This is a genomic window from Nodosilinea sp. LEGE 07298 (assembly GCF_015207265.1).
Classification (GTDB): domain Bacteria; phylum Cyanobacteriota; class Cyanobacteriia; order Phormidesmidales; family Phormidesmidaceae; genus Nodosilinea.
The window spans coordinates 30,732-45,018 of record NZ_JADEXE010000017.1 but is presented as its reverse complement, the minus strand read 5'-3'; the positions used below and the strand labels follow the sequence as shown (position 1 = coordinate 45,018).

Below are 14,287 nucleotides of genomic sequence, written 5' to 3'. Positions count from 1 at the left end.
CCCCCGCCCTGCTCAACCGCGATGACGACTTTATTCAGCGGGTGCTGCGTGACGCCTACAATGCCGATGTTAACCGCATTGTGACTGATTCTAGTACCGGCATGAAACGGGTGAAGCAGCACCTGTCTAACTGGAGCGATGGCCAAGTGCCTACCGGGGTGCTAATCGACCACCACCGCGAACGCATTCCCATTTTGGAATATTTTCGGGTTAATGCGGCCATTCGTGAGGCCCTTAAGCCCAGGGTAGATCTGCCTTCTGGTGGCTATATTATCATCGAGCGCACTGAGGCGCTAACGGTTATTGACGTTAACTCTGGCTCCTTTACGCGCTCGGCCACTGCCCGTGAAACGGTGCTGTGGACCAACTGCGAAGCGGCTACCGAAATTGCTCGGCAGCTGCGTCTGCGCAACATTGCCGGGGTGATCGTGGTCGACTTCATTGATATGGACTCGCGGCGCGATAAGCTGCAGGTGCTAGAGCATTTCAATAAAGCTCTACGCTCTGATAAAGCCCGACCTCAAATTTCGCAGCTGTCCGAGTTAGGACTGGTAGAGCTGACTCGCAAGCGTCAGGGCCAAAATATTTATGAATTGTTTGGCCGCCCCTGCCCTACCTGCGGCGGGCTAGGTCACCTGGTTCACTTGCCCGGCGAGACCCCAGCCGATGGTGGACAAGACGTGCCGCGAGCGTTGATTTCTGGAGGTGCTGCTGCGCCTCAACTGGCACCACCTTTAGCAAACAATACAGCTTTAGGAAATACAGATAGTCTGGAGGGCCGCTCCGACCTGCAGGAGCTAGATCTAGTCAACCACCCCAGTTACCAAGACCGTTCAGGGCGAGGCAACAATCGTCGTCGCCGCCGCCGCGATCCCTTACCTACTACTCGGGGCAATGGTAGAGAAGCACCCATAGCTAAAGATTCAGGGCCAGGGCCAGGGCCTGGTATTGAGGAAAAGGAGCTTGCTGAGTCGGTACCACCGGTGCTAACCGGTAAGTCTGAGGAAGATAAGGCACTACCTCGCGGCAGAGGGCGGACTGGGAGCCGAAACGATGCACCAAGCGATTCGTCCCGGAACCGTAAGTCTACGACCACACCTCAGGTTGTGACCGTAGAAATGACCCCCGATGAGCAGCGTATCTACGCCATGATGGGGATTTCGCCAATGGTGCTGTCCACCCAAGAGGTATCTGACCCCCGCAATGTGGTGGTGTCTGTGGTGCTGCCTGGCCAAGCACCACCAGAAACGGTCTCGTCTTCTGAGGAAACCCTAGCGAGGGATTCTGCGACGGCTCCAGCAGAGGTACCTGCACTTGCGATCGCAGAACCTGCATCTTCGTTATCTAAACCATCTCCCAGTCGTACGGTGCGTACCCGGGCAGCCCGCGCTAAGGCCGAGGAAGCCGACACAATTGACCCCAATGCTGCTTTGCCAGAGGCGATCGCAGGTATTCCAGAGCCAGTCGTTGAAACCTCAGCCAGTGCCAACCCCAGCCCAGATGTAGTGAACCCTGAGCCAGAGGTCGAAGCTACGAGTAATGTGCGCCGTCGCCGTCGCCGTCGATCTTCCGCTGCTGATGGCGATGACCATGATGGTAGTGACGAGTAAACCAGAGTTGAGTGCTTGTGGATTCTCAATATGGCCCAACGAACCATGTAGCTGGGGTCGATGAGGTAGGCCGGGGATGCCTGTTTGGCCCCGTGGTAGCAGCAGCGGTAGTGCTGCTGCCTAGCGCTTGTGAACAGCTCCAGGCGCTAGGTGTGACCGACAGCAAGCGCCTGAGCCCAGCCCGGCGCGAGAGTTTAGTGGTACCAATTCAAACTCTGGCTACAGACTATGCCCTGGGGCTAGCTACCGTCCACGATATTGAGCGATTGAATATTCTCTATGCCAGTCTGCTGGCGATGACCCGGGCATTGCGACGCCTAAGTGTGCCACCAAAACTTTGTTTAATTGACGGTAATCAGCCTATCCCCAACCTGGGCCTACCTCAGCAAACGGTAGTGCAAGGCGATCGCCTGCATACCGAAATTGCTGCCGCTAGCATTTTGGCCAAGGCCTGGCGCGATCGCCTGATCGTGCGCCTCGATCGCCGCTACCCCGGCTACCATCTAGCCCGCAACAAAGGCTACGGTAGCGCCGCCCATCGTCTGGCTCTGCAAACCCTGGGGCCAACTGCTCAGCACCGACGCTCGTTCAAGGGCTGTAGCTAGCGTAGGGCTGGGGTTGCCACAGCCGCCAACTCGGTAAACGTATTGGCTCGCTCAAACCCTTCAATAGCAATGCGCACGTAGGCCGAAAGCCACCGAAAGCGGTCAGCGGTTTCTAAGGGAATTGGCACCTTACTGAACAGAATTACCGCAAATAGCTCCCCGCCTGGGGTCAAGCCACCAAAGCCCAGCACTGACTGCACTCCATAGGGCTTCACAAACTCTTTCTGCGCCGGAATGTAGGGGCTGCCTACCGCAGTAGGGATGTAGAACACGTTAAAGGCCTTATGCGGCGTGTCGGTAATCAGAGTAGGTACAGTTTCAATCACCTTGCTAACCTCTAGACCAAACTGCTGAATAAGCTGCAAAATCATAGGTGCCCGGTGCACAAAGTCTTGATCGACCAGCGGAATGGCCTGGTGGCCGGTAGACCCCTGACGCTGGTTCCACTGGGGCTCGTCGCCAGCGGTAGCTAGCAGGGTCAGACATTTGGTGGCTGAAGGTACATACTGACCTTGCAGAATGCCTCGGGCCGACTCCTGCACCGCCGGGGGCAAAAACCCAAAGGGGTGGGTTTTAAAAAAGCGTATTAGGGCACAGGCAGGTTTGCCGGTGTCCTGGTCAACAAAGTGCTCGTGCAGGTAGCGAACCACCCGGTCAGCGGTTTCTTCCATACTCTGCGATCGCTCATCCATATTGCGCAGCGTTACCGCGCACTGGCACATGTCGGCCTTAGAAAATTGCTCTAAGTTGTACATTAATCTATCCCCATGATGAACCAGCCTATAAGTTAATCATGGAGTGGGCATCGAAGTATCAATGTTCAGAAAAAACACTTTCACCAAATTTGCAATAATTCCAAAGCATCTTGCTTAGAGCTTTATAGTATAAAGATTTCGAAGTATTTGTTAGGCTTTTCCGGGTCTTTAAATCACTGAAATGTGATGCAGTTTTATAAGTGTTGCAAACTATGCCTAAAAGAAAAAAGCCAAGGAAAGCCATTACTACTGTTGATTTACAAAGGGCAACTCAACAGTAGTAATGGCTAAAAAACCGCGCAAAGCAGATGTGTTAGCACAGTTTTCTAGTCGAAGAAAAACAGGCCAGGTTCAGCACAAGCTTGAGACTGCTGTTAGAGTTGCTCTTGTCAGCGATCTTTCGCCCAAAGCGAGTTATGGTGGCAGTCCCCAATTTAATCGACTGCAAACCACAGGGAATATCAACGATAGTCAGGCACAGCACTAAACTGCTAAGGACGTAGCGCAGCCCGGTCAAAAAGCCTCTAAAGATTAATCAGATAAGATTGCCTAACAAGCCTCATGTCGTGTTTTCCGGGCCGTTGCTAACCCGCACTGTAGATTTAGGGTAAACCATGTTGTTGATTGGACAGAGGTTCTGTCATCCGGATACTCCAACAATGCCCGTCCTAGCATTTGCCCCGATTCAGTAGTCTTAGTCCCCAAGAATCTAATCCGTCGCATGGCTGTTGCGTCTGACCAGTCTTCAACGGTGTACCGTTCCCCTAACGGTTACCATGCCCAGGGACTACGTTAGCCAGGTGGTCCCTGGGCAGCACCTACCGACCGCTCTTGACCCTGTTAATCAATCTGAATGCATATGCATGCTGTCACCAGCTCAGCCACGGCAAAAGGAATAATGAAATAAGTTTCCATATGCCTCCATTGTTTGCTATGCTTAGAAGCCGAATGCGGATGTGGCGGAATTGGTAGACGCGCTAGATTTAGGTTCTAGTGTCTTCGGACGTGAAGGTTCAAGTCCTTTCATCCGCATATGATCATCTTCGCTATAAGCGCGGGGTACTGGTCCAATACTCACGTTGGTATTGTCTACATGCTTCGCGCTTTAGCGTTTGGGCTATGAGTTTGCTGGGGAAGATGTTTACCCCCTATAGCCCTGCTTCAAGTTAGAAACATTTTTGGAAGCGATCGCGCGATCGCTTCCAAATTTAATATTTGCCAAAAGATCACCTACAGTATGGATCCTAGGTGATCTCTTAGACCTTAAAATGAACATAGGTAGAGTGATGACTCTACCCTATGCATCACATTCAGTAGTGGCATTAGCTTCAGCGGCGGCATTAGAAGTAACCCCCAGAGAGTTGTACAGCGCAAAGGGAATCCAAGCAAAGGAAAGTAAGAACTCACCGATTTCGTCAAGTACGAAGGTATTTGGCAAATTCATGCCTCGTGGCACTGTCATGAACAGCAAAGACAGTAGTACCAACCACATCGTGTTGAAGGGAAATACTGGTATCCCCCACCGCGAGTAGAATTGATTTAGAGACTCGCTTAACCGATTGCTGATAGGAATTAGAAAACAGAAAAGACTCACAAATGCAACACCTGCTAGACGTACGTGCTGGTGAATGCCGTCGATATTGTGAATATTAAACTCATCTTGAACATTTACCGCGCTTAGCGACTCAGGCGTCACGATGCCAAATAAACGCTGCCCCCAGCTAATTTCTTCTCCTCCGACTAAAAACATCAGTACGGCGAAAAACAAACACCAAAACCGTAGCGGAGATGGTCTATTTTTAAAGCCAAGCGCAAGAATACCTGCCGCTGCAAAGTAAAAGATTGCGCTCAAGCTCTCCAATACCCCATCTTCATAAAAAATAAAGTTCAGGTCAGCGGTGCCATGGCTAGCAACATAGATGCTCAATAGATTGGTGGCTAGCAGCGTGATCAGAAAGTTGAACCAAATATCGTATTTTCGCTGATCGCTTTTCTTGCGAGCCTTAGATCTAGGCGAGTTAAAGACAGTCATGGCTCCTCCTGTAGTGAGTCCTGAAAAGGCATTTCTAGGGAGAGATTTGGGTGGCCTGCCGCCTGTAGTGCGGCGTTTATCAAAGAACGATGTCGTTATGCAAATCCATGCACGTCTTAACTGCCCTCAGCGAGCGAGATGTAATGCTCCTGTGCTACAGAAGGCCATCAACCTCTAGTCCCGAATTAGCCTGCTAAGGAAAGGGGTACAACATAGGGCTAGAAGCCCGACAACTTTCCATAACCCAAACATCAGCTTCCCTTTACCTCTGGTTAACCTCAACTTAACTGTAGACGTGAGGTGTTTTATGAGGTTTTCGTAAAGAAAATATGAAGAGGCTGTAAGGAAAAAATCGGTTTATTTGAGAAATGGCGTATCTCAAATGGCGTGCCATCGCTACCAGCAACCAACCACTGGCAAAGAAGCCCTGCCGCCTGCCTCAAGCTGGATGATGATGACTTAAATTAATGGTATTTTCTACAAAAAGGTTGGGAACCTCTATGGCTGAGAAATTGGGTGGAGTATGGCTTTAAGCAAGGCAGGAATGAATTTGGATGAGCTAACTTTCGAGGTGTTGACTATGCTGTCGAGCGTTTCAATCGCACGGTGATTTCTGCGAAGCGCTTGCTGTGAGCTCATCTGGTCTCATGCATTAGTTTCGAGGAGTGCCTGCTTCGATCTTACAAAAACTTTCCTCTGCTCAAAGTCATTGAAGAGCGCTAATGTTTGTATCAAGGAGAAATAGTGGATAGTACTCGTTAAGGCCCAGAAAAAATAGCCTCTTCTAAATCTTGGCGGCTGAGAGAATATTTGAACACTCGCTGGATATCCTTTTCGTCAGCCCCAGCGCTGATATAGCGCACCACAATGCAGTCCGTTTCAAGTACAATCTCTGCTTCCCAGCGAGGGCGTACTATGTGCCAACTGTGGAGTTCGTCGCTGTCCTGAGTGCACCCCTGCTGACGCAGCCAGACTTCGATGTCGGGCAGGGGATGATTGTAGAGAGGAGTAGCCGCCGAGGGAAGTGCCATAGGAAAGGGTAATAGTATAAAACCAACGGTATGGGGCCAACAGTAGAGCCAGGGTTAGAGCCATGTCGGTGGCGAAGCTGCTGAGGGCCTTGAATGATCAGGCTTGGTCGGCAGTGGAGGTGCCGACTTGAATGATGCCTCTGCCTCGCCCGCCTGTAAAGCCGGTGACGCTTCGGTCTCAGGGAGAGCCTGCTCAAGACGTGTTTCTAGGCTTGGACCTAAGCCAGTTTCCACCAACTTGGTCGCGTACTCACCACGGGTGAGGCTGACGGTAACGACCAGGGCCAAGCAGGCTATGAAGGTTAGGCCCAGAATAAAGAGGGCAAAAATTTCTCCCGCCGAGAGGGGGCGATCGGTGGGGTCGAGGTACATGTTGGCGGGTTCACGCCGCTGGGAAGTGGCCGGAGTTTGCCGCAGTGACTCTAAAGGCTGCATAACCGAAATGCGGGAGTAGCCCACTTGCTGGTCATAGGCCCAGCGGCGGTCAGGGCTGCTGAGAATGGCGTAGGCATTATTGAGCTGCTGAAATTTCTCGGTGGCTTCGGCGGCAGGTAGATCGGTGGTATCGGGATGGTAGAGCTTGCTTAGGTCGCGAAAGGCACGTCGAATCTGCTGGGGGCTAGCGGTGGGCTTGACCCCCAACTGATCGTAGTGGGTTTTGGAATTTGAGTTTAAATCAGGCATAGCATCCCACTGGCAGGGCAGTTGGCGAGGAGCATGGTCTAAGAACCATTACCCTGGGGCCAGTTCCCAATCTTCAAATGATTGGAATTCAAACGATCGGGTTAAACGAATTTGGGCCAGGGTAAATACCACTGGAATGACGCGGCCGTAGTTAGTGGCTACCGCCCGCCAGCCTAGGTCAGCCAGAAACCAGCCCCACAGGGCAGGTCCCAGGACTGAAAAAATGGCTCGGGTAGCCCCGTAACGGGCGGCGCTGGTCGCTACCCCTCGGGATACCATGCGCAGGGTAAACCGCTGGTGAATTTGAGCCATTACCGTGCCGCCACCCTTTATCATGGCCTGGCGGGCCACCTCATAACGGGCAAGTTGAAAGGCCATTTGCTGCGCGATTTGCTGGAGTAGCCAGGGTCGCAGCACGGCACTAACGGCTACAGCACCGCTCCCCTTGGCTAGCAAGCCCAGGGGATTTGCCTGTAGGGCAAGCGGTAAGGCCTCAAACTGGGCTGAGCCTGCTAGGGACCGCTTTAAAGTCTGCTGGAGGCGATCGCGCTCGGCCTGAGGCAGCTTTTGCCAATTGCTGCGCAGCAGGTGCAGAAAGACCTCTGCCTCTAGGTCATCGGTAGACCAGGCTTGAGCGTAGGGCAACTTGAGATAGCGGCAAACTTGAATGAGCGCTTGGCGATAAGTTACTCGCTGGCTTTGGCCATGGATCACGGTCAAGCCATCGGCAGCCAAAAACCGAAAGCGCTGCTCTAGACGGTCGAGCCACTGTTGGCGAGTTCCGCTTTGCACAATCAGCGGATCAACATTTTGCAAATAATCTAGCGGGTTAAATCGCGGCCGAAACAGCATTTCTGTTAGGGCCAGAAGTTCATCGTCTGTTGCTAGCTCCAGGGCAGACCGCAGCTCATCCACCGGGCGTCACCGTGTTAAAAACTGTCTTACATTTTTACACAATTCCCCAGGATAGGATGTGGGGCAACGGCGGCAGGAAAAATTTTTAGGAGAAACCGGCATGGAAGATGTAGTGGTGATTGGGGCAGGGCTAAGCGGGCTAACAGCGGCTCAAGCGCTTCGCCAGGAAGGCTATCGGGTCGTAGTGGTCGATAAGTCGCGGGGGTTAGGGGGGCGACTTGCGACCCGCCGCATCGACAATACGGTCATAGACCACGGCTGTCGATATCTGCAGTCCTTTGCTGACCCGAACCTCAGCATCATTCCTGACCTAATGGCGACCGGTATCTTACAGCCCTGGCGGCCAGAGAGCTTTGACCTTGGGGCTGATGGGGCACTAAAAGCTACGGCAACCGGCACGCTTTACGTCGCACCGCAAGGGATGAGTTCGATTGCTAAAGCTCTTGCACCAGGGCTGACTATCCACCGGCATTGGCGAGCTACCGATGTAACCCCGCTCCCCCAAGGGTGGCGCATTGATGGGGAATCTCTGAGAGAAGACAGCGCAAAACAGTCCGAACCATTTGAAGCCAGAGCCGTGGTGATAGCTATTCCTGCGTCCCAGGCAGCAGCACTAATGCATGGAACCGTCCAGGACTGTGAAGGAGTCAAAGAGTTGCTGCACCAGCTTCAGCAAGTTGATTTTGAAGCTGTAATTACAGTTATGGCAAGCTACAGCCCCACGCAAGCGGCAAATTTGCCGCTTCAAACCGGCTCAGGCGGTTGGATGATTACTAGCCAGACCCACCCCACTCTGCGATGGCTGGCCTTAGACAGCAGCAAACGCACCGATCCTCAGGAATCGGTGGTGGTGCTCCATAGCAACTCAGCGTTTGCATCTAATGCTCTCGATCGAGCCGACTTAGAGCCTGTGGGCAACGCGTTATTGTCAGAGGCGGCAACTTTGGGGGCGTGGATGCGTTCTCCCCAATGGATGCAGGTTCATCGCTGGCGCTATGGGTTTGTGCGACAGGCCTTGGGTGCCTCGATTTTGAGTAGCCCTAAACTACCGAGTCTGGTAGGCTGCGGCGACTGGTGTAACGGAGGGAACGTAGAAAGCGCGATCGCATCAGGTCGCGCCGCCGCCGCTGCCTTAGTCAAAACTCTAAGCTCGTAAAAGCTTTTCGGCTAGCTTAGTTGTTGCTGTTGCTGTTGTTATTGCTGGAGTAATCGCTACTCTCTTTATCGTCGCTACTTTCTTCATCGGTAGCGCCGGAGTTGTTGCGGCGGAAGAATCGCTGATTGCCAGAACGCTTCTTGCGAAACTTTCGGGCGTAGGCTTGGTTGCGTAGAGCTTTTTCTTTTTTAGGATTGCGACGCTTAGACATTCAATAACCTCAGACAACAGGGCAGGTGTGATCAGCAAACAAAGAATGGCGGTTACATGGGGAGTGGTCCCCACGTTGGGAGGCGCTATCGGCCCGAACCAAATTAGCAGACACGGCAGCACTTACCTACCAGACACTCTGCCCGCACTGGCATTCGCCACTGACGACGTGCCATGACCAAAGATTAACTGTAACACATAGGGACACCAGCACTAATAATACAGAGGGTCTAGAGTCGAGTAGGAGAGCCATTTCCCCTGTTGTTCTCACCTCCATTCCCCCTATATGCCTACTTTTGCGCCTAGCAGAGTTATGCCTAGCTAAACTACAACTGACTAGAGCTGAGTACCTTCTCTGTGCTGGTTGTATCGGGGTTGGCTTCTGGCATGTCGGCCTCGGATGGAGGCACTACCTGCCAAAACTTGGGCAGGTAGTTGCTCCAGTTGGCCAGTATCTGCTGAGCTTTAGGGCTGCCGGTATGGGCCAGGTGGGCTTCAATTAGGGCCTTTAGCTGGGCTTCTCCGGCGGGGGTAATCACTCTCTGAACCTTAACAATTTCGGGGTTAACCCGTACCGGAAATCGGCCGTCTTCGTCTAGGAAGTAGCCCAATCCACCGGTCATCCCAGCGCCCACGTTGCGCCCTACCGGCCCTAACACCACGACTACGCCGCCGGTCATGTACTCGCAGCAGTGATCCCCAGCCCCTTCAATCACCGCCTGCCCCTTGGAGTTGCGAACCGCAAATCGCTCCCCGGCGGTACCCAACGCGTAAAGGGTGCCACCGGTTGCCCCATAGAGGCAGGTGTTGCCTACAATCACGTTGGTCGAAGGGTCGTAGGTAATGCCCGCCGGGGGCTTAACTACAATTTCGCCGCCGTGCATACCTTTGCCCACGTAGTCGTTCGACTCGCCGACGAGGGTTAGGGTCATGCCGGGTAGGTTAAAGGCCCCAAAGCTTTGACCGGCGCTGCCCTCAAAGGTGAGGTTGAGCTGTCCTTCAAAGCCCCCGTTGCCATACTTTTCGGCGATCGCCCCGGCGACTCGAGCGCCAATGGTGCGATCGGTGTTGGCTACGGTGTAGGTCTTGGTGGCGCTGCCCTGGGTTTGAATGGCCTGCTGAATATCGGCATCAGCTAGCATCTCGTCGTCGAGCACGGGGCCATTACTGTGAATAGTTTCGTGCTTGAGCCAGCTGCGATCGCCGCGACCATCGGGCAGAGCCATCAGGGTCGTCAGATCTAGCCCGTTAGTCTTGGCTAGGGTAACGCCGGCGCGGGCCTTGAGCAGATCAGCCCGTCCGACAATGTCGAGCAGTGAGGTGTAGCCCAGGCGAGCCAGCAGCGATCGCACCTCATCGGCAATGTAATAGAAGAAGTTGACCACATGCTCGGGCACGCCGGTAAACCGCTGGCGCAGCTCTTCTTTTTGGGTAGCGACACCTACCGGGCAGTTGTTGGTGTGGCAGACTCGCGCCATAATACAGCCCTCGGCAATCATGGCAATGGAGCCAAAGCCAAATTCCTCGGCTCCCATCAGCGCCCCCATGACCACATCCCAGCCGGTTTTGAGGCCGCCGTCAACGCGTAGGGTAACGCGATCGCGCAGCTCGTTGTCCATCAGCACCTTGTGCACTTCGGTCAGACCCAGTTCCCAGGGCACCCCGGCGTGCTTGATCGAGCTGAGCGGCGAGGCCCCGGTACCGCCATCGTGGCCCGATACCTGAATCACATCGGCGTTGGCCTTGGCCACCCCGGCGGCGATCGTGCCAATGCCAACCTCTGACACCAGCTTCACCGACACCCCCGCCTTGGGATTGATCTGGTGCAGGTCAAAGATCAGCTGAGCCAGGTCTTCAATGGAGTAGATGTCGTGGTGGGGCGGCGGCGAGATCAGGGCTACGCCAGGCTTCGAGCGGCGCAGCATGGCAATGTAGGAGCTAACCTTTTTGCCGGGCAGCTGACCACCTTCGCCAGGCTTGGCTCCCTGGGCCAGCTTAATTTCGATTTGGTTGGCATGCATCAGGTACTCGGGGGTAACCCCAAAGCGGCCCGAGGCCACCTGCTTAATGGCTGAGCTGGCGGTGTCGCCGTTTCTAAGTCCGTGTAGGTGAGGGAAGGTGGATGAATTGCCGTCGCTATCTACATCTGAGAGCACTGTAAAGCGTACGGGGTCTTCGCCCCCTTCCCCGGAGTTCGACTTGCCGCCGATGCGGTTCATGGCGATCGCCAGCACCTCGTGGGCTTCACGCGACAGCGCCCCCAACGACATCCCCCCAGTACAGAAGCGGCGCATAATCGTTTCTACCGACTCGACCTCGTCTACAGAAACCGGCTCGCGATCGCTCTCAAAATCGAGCAGATCCCGCAGGGCGGTGAGCGGTCGATTTTCGAGCTGGGCGCGGTACAGCTCGTAGTGGTCGTACTGGCGATCGGCCACCGCCTTGTGCAGCAGCTTAGACATGGCGGGATTGTTCATGTGGTACTCGCCGCTGGGCCGCGACTGCACAAAGCCCATGTTTTGCAGCCGCTTGGCCGACAGCTCGGGGAACGCCCGCTGATGAAAGCGAATGGTTTCCTGGGCCAGCTCGGCAAGGGAAATACCGCCCAGGCGCGAGGTCGTGCCTCGGAACGCCAGATCGAGCAGGTCGGGGCCAATGCCGATCGCCTCAAAGATCTGCGCTCCCCGGTAGCTGGTTACCAGCGAGATCCCCATCTTGGAGAGAATTTTTAGCAGACCCGCATCCACCGCCTTGCGGTAGTTATCCTGAGCCCCGTTGAGGGTAGTTACCGGCAGTTTGCCAGTCTCCATTAGCTTTTGGGTGCGGTTGTCATTCCACCAGTGCCGCACCGACTCCAGGGCCAGGTAGGGGCACACGGCGCTGGCTCCGTAGCCAATCAGGCAGGCAAAATGGTGGGTGCTCCAGCACTGGGCTGTCTCTAACACCAGAGAGGCGCGCATGCGCAGCCCGTTGCGAATCAGGTGGTGGTGTACGGCCCCCACCGCCAGCAGCGGGGGAATATAGCTGGTTTCAGCGGAGAGGGGTGCGGGGTTGCCCTGATCGTCAACGCGATCGCTGAGCACCAGAATGGTCTTGCCCGCTTTGACCGCCTCGTCGGCGCGATCGCACAGGGCGTCCACAGCTTTTTTCAGTCCAGCGGGGCCGTCGGTAATGGAGTACAGCGTAGACAGGGTAACCGTGGCAAAACCTGAGTTATGGATCTGCTCCAGCTCAATCTCATTGAGCACCGGGCTTTCTAGCTTCAGCAGCCGGGCATACTCGGGCTGCTCGTCCAGCAAATTGCCCTGGGCACCGAGCTGAGTGGCCAGCGACATCACCAGCCGTTCCCGCAGGGGATCGATCGCCGGGTTTGTAACCTGGGCAAAGCGCTGCTTGAAATAGTCGTAGAGCAGGTGCGGCTTCTCTGACAGCACCGCGTGGGGAGTATCGTCACCCATGCAGAAGGTCGGCTCTTTGCCCTGAGCCGCCATGTCTTGAATGATCATGTCGACGTCTTCGAGGGTGTAGCCGAAGGCGCTCTGCTGGCGCAGTAGGTGATCAGAGGAATAGAGAGTCGCTTCTTGAAACAGCTTGGGCTGAAGCTCGGCCCGGTTTTCCTGTAGCCACTGGCCGTAGGGGTGCCGGGTAGCCACTCGCTGTTTGATTGCCCAGTTTTTGAGAATTTCCTGGCTGTGTAGGTCTACGGCAATCATCTGGCCAGGGCCTAGACGACCTTTTTCGAGAATGTCTTCGGGGGTAACATTCAGCACCCCAGCCTCTGACGACACCATCAGTAGGTCATCTTTGGTGACCACGTAACGGGCCGGGCGCAGACCGTTGCGATCGAGCGTTGCCCCCACCTGAGTGCCGTCGCTGAAGACGATCAGGGCCGGTCCATCCCAGGGCTCTTGCAGGCCGCTGTAATAGTCATAGAAGTCGGTAATTTCGGGGTAGGCATCTAGCTCGGGCTGGTTGTTGTAGGCCTCGGGCACCATCATCATCAGCGCTTCTTGGGGAGAACGCCCCGATCGCACCAGCAGCTCCATCACGTTGTCGAGGTTGGCCGAGTCGCTGTTGTCGGCGTTGACAATTGGCTTCAGTAGATCAAAGCGATCGCCCCAAATCGGATGGTACAAATCAGCCTGACGGGCCACCATCCAGTTAATATTGCCCACCAGCGTATTAATTTCGCCGTTGTGGCCCAGTAGGCGCATAGGGTGAGCCAGGGGCCACTTGGGCATAGTGTTGGTGCTAAAGCGGCGGTGATAGACTGCAAAGGAGCTGACGTAGTCGGGGTCGCGCAGGTCGCTATAGAACGCTGCCAGCACCGCCGATCGCACCATGCCCTTGTACACAATGGTGCGGCATGAGCACGAGCAGACGTAAAACTCCTCGAGCCCTGCCACCAGATCTGCCGCCAAGTCACCGGGGCTGGCCACGGCATTCGCTACCAGGTGCAGCACCTGGCGACGCACCAGATACAAACGACGCTCCAGGTCTGCCCCCGTTTCGGTCGCCGCCACAATTAGCTGCTCAATTCGGGGCTGGTACTGCTTCGCCAGAGCCCCCAACACCTCAGGCCGCACCGGCACAATCCGCCAGCCGATGACATCGAGACCTTCTGCTTCAACGACCTGGTTAAAGGTGTCGCGAACAAAGGCCGCTGCTGCCTCGTGATTGGGCAGAAACATCATTGCTACCCCGGTGCGTTGGCTATCCAGAGCCGGTCTTTGACCATCGCTTTCCAGCGGCCCGCAACCCTGATCTTCTGCCCAGCGGTTTAGCATGGCCCACGGAATTGCCGTCATCACCCCAGCTCCATCACCAGAGTCCTGGTCAGCGCAGCGGCCCCCCCGGTGCTCCATGCAGTCGAGGGCGGCTAGCGCCTTCAATACCAGGTCGTGGCTGGGACGATTCTGCCGATCGGCCAAAAAGCCTACGCCGCAGGCATCCCGTTCTTCGACCAGTGATTTAGGTCCCCAGTTGGGCCATTCAGAACGGGTGTGCTGCCGGGGTTGATAGGGTTGATTCACAGGGGTACGTCCTACGGAAGAGCAAAACTAATATGTTGAGTAGCGAGCAAAAAAACTATGTGCTGGGAGGACTAGCAGCGCCGCCCTACAACAGCGACGAAGGCGTTGAACTACATTAGGGGACAAAGAACCCGGCCAGAAAAACTTGACTGACCTAATCTGATTTGAACAGGATGTGAGCCATCCAGTCTGGGCTGGGGGCAGTGCCTGCAGCTGGGCCAGCTCGCTATGTCCTTACTCGTCGTGCCCTAATTGA

General features: G+C 55.0%; 11 protein-coding genes and 1 tRNA gene. 4 read left to right on the top strand and 8 right to left on the bottom strand.

The window, feature by feature from the left end:
- Together IQ273_RS04245 and IQ273_RS04240 are read left to right on the top strand one after the other, a co-directional pair.
- A partial coding sequence (locus IQ273_RS04245) for a ribonuclease E/G (RefSeq protein WP_194021928.1) occupies positions 1–1,610 on the top strand: 1,610 nt, incomplete at its 5' end.
- A 17-nt stretch (positions 1,611–1,627) separates the two neighbouring features.
- Positions 1,628–2,215 carry a ribonuclease HII gene (locus IQ273_RS04240; protein ID WP_194021927.1) on the top strand — a complete coding sequence of 196 codons (588 nt, stop codon included), beginning with the start codon at positions 1,628–1,630 and terminating at the stop codon, positions 2,213–2,215.
- On the opposite strand, the gene IQ273_RS04235 is transcribed toward IQ273_RS04240, so the two are convergent.
- The gene (locus IQ273_RS04235; RefSeq protein WP_194021926.1) at positions 2,212–2,970 is read right to left on the bottom strand and encodes a hypothetical protein; all 759 of its coding nucleotides are present in this window, start codon (positions 2,968–2,970) and stop codon (positions 2,212–2,214) included. The two genes, IQ273_RS04240 and IQ273_RS04235, sit on opposite strands and share 4 nt — an antisense overlap.
- A 313-nt stretch (positions 2,971–3,283) precedes the next feature.
- Entirely contained in the window at positions 3,284–3,454 is a 171-nt protein-coding gene (locus tag IQ273_RS35660) for a hypothetical protein (protein WP_397197017.1), read from the bottom strand.
- Positions 3,455–3,920: 466 nt separating this feature from the next.
- Here IQ273_RS35660 and IQ273_RS04225 point away from each other — a divergent pair.
- Positions 3,921–4,002: transfer RNA gene (locus tag IQ273_RS04225), tRNA-Leu, on the top strand.
- Positions 4,003–4,267: 265 nt separating this feature from the next.
- On the opposite strand, the gene IQ273_RS04220 is transcribed toward IQ273_RS04225, so the two are convergent.
- The 4 genes from IQ273_RS04220 to IQ273_RS04205 all read right to left on the bottom strand — a co-directional run bounded on the left by IQ273_RS04220 (position 4,268) and on the right by IQ273_RS04205 (position 7,632).
- The gene (locus IQ273_RS04220) at positions 4,268–5,002 is read right to left on the bottom strand and encodes a hypothetical protein (RefSeq protein ID WP_194021925.1); all 735 of its coding nucleotides are present in this window, start codon (positions 5,000–5,002) and stop codon (positions 4,268–4,270) included.
- Between the two features lie 758 nt (positions 5,003–5,760).
- Complete coding sequence (locus IQ273_RS04215) at positions 5,761–6,033, bottom strand: DUF3143 domain-containing protein (RefSeq protein WP_194021924.1); 273 nt, start codon at positions 6,031–6,033, stop codon at positions 5,761–5,763.
- 54 nt (positions 6,034–6,087) lie between these two features.
- Positions 6,088–6,717 carry a J domain-containing protein gene (locus IQ273_RS04210; RefSeq protein WP_194021923.1) on the bottom strand — a complete coding sequence of 210 codons (630 nt, stop codon included), beginning with the start codon at positions 6,715–6,717 and terminating at the stop codon, positions 6,088–6,090.
- A 48-nt stretch (positions 6,718–6,765) separates the two neighbouring features.
- Entirely contained in the window at positions 6,766–7,632 is an 867-nt protein-coding gene (locus IQ273_RS04205) for a YaaW family protein (protein WP_194021922.1), read from the bottom strand.
- A gap of 58 nt (positions 7,633–7,690) precedes the next feature.
- Here IQ273_RS04205 and IQ273_RS04200 point away from each other — a divergent pair, with 58 nt between their 5' ends.
- The gene (locus IQ273_RS04200) at positions 7,691–8,788 is read left to right on the top strand and encodes an FAD-dependent oxidoreductase (RefSeq protein WP_194021921.1); all 1,098 of its coding nucleotides are present in this window, start codon (positions 7,691–7,693) and stop codon (positions 8,786–8,788) included.
- A gap of 16 nt (positions 8,789–8,804) precedes the next feature.
- On the opposite strand, the gene IQ273_RS04195 is transcribed toward IQ273_RS04200, so the two are convergent.
- Both IQ273_RS04195 and gltB read right to left on the bottom strand, forming a co-directional pair.
- Complete coding sequence (locus IQ273_RS04195; protein WP_194021920.1) at positions 8,805–8,999, bottom strand: hypothetical protein; 195 nt, start codon at positions 8,997–8,999, stop codon at positions 8,805–8,807.
- Between the two features lie 325 nt (positions 9,000–9,324).
- Positions 9,325–14,031: a glutamate synthase large subunit gene (gene gltB, locus IQ273_RS04190; protein WP_194021919.1), complete on the bottom strand. Its 4,707-nt coding sequence runs from the start codon at positions 14,029–14,031 to the stop codon at positions 9,325–9,327.
- Positions 14,032–14,287: the final 256 nt, after the last annotated feature.